Annotated in this window: 1 protein-coding gene and 1 pseudogene; both read right to left on the bottom strand. The window is 44.6% G+C overall.

Features of this window, described 5'->3' with window-relative positions; genetic code table 11:
• Positions 1-479 (bottom strand): annotated as a pseudogene (locus A3750_RS20445) (hypothetical protein); the annotation flags it as partial.
• A gap of 2 nt (positions 480-481) precedes the next feature.
• A partial coding sequence (locus A3750_RS20440; protein WP_156498790.1) for an OmpA family protein occupies positions 482-809 on the bottom strand: 328 nt, incomplete at its 5' end.

Below are 809 nucleotides of genomic sequence, written 5' to 3'. Positions count from 1 at the left end.
TGAGCGGACCCAGTATCAGCCCCCTTATAATTCAGAAAGTTCAGACAGTTCTTACAAACGCTGAGATTTGCGCTCCCTTCAACTTGTCGCTTGGTTATTTGGCTGTAGCCGAATACAGGGAACTCTCCGGTAATACTGTTAGTAACATGGTAGCGCTCAAACCGGTTTCGATTTTTCATGTCATCTAGTGTTTTGCAATCAGCGACATGAAACTTGTTTCCCTGACCGGGGCTCTGTATAGCCGTTTCAACTCGAAAGGCATGGTCGGGAATAAATAAGACCACCTGACGGCCATGTATTCCTAAAAGCCCTTGATCAGTTTCAAGGTCTTCTAGTTTTATTTCGATACCAGATTCGAGCTCGGTATCAATAGCAAATGTTGAGCTGTCCCAAATCTCATCGAGATCAAGCTTCTGTCTTTGGGCGCCCATTCTGTCAACACAGGCCCACAACTCATTTAGATCGATATCGAGCTTCATGATTATTCCTGCAATATACGTTTAATTTGTATATCCGCATTGGTAATCACCCGAAAGCTTACCCTCTTCGACGCCTGCCAGTTCTCATCGGTGCGCGTATCATCATGGTAAATCAGTTTAGATGACGACAATCCAACCGCAGCAATGTTGGACTTCATCCACTCCTTGCTAGCGATCACATCGGGCAACAAATAGACGTATTCCAGAACGGACCTTGTGCGTCTTTGAGATAAATCCATGTTCTTGAAATAAGCAACATCTAGTGGAGCATCGTTCCACGCACTATTCGTATGCCCCTCTATACGCACTTCATTAATTGAATCCCTAAAC

The organism is Oleiphilus sp. HI0079, from assembly GCF_001635105.1.
Note: the sequence above shows the minus strand (reverse complement) of the source record. Positions and strands in the feature narration are given on the sequence as shown.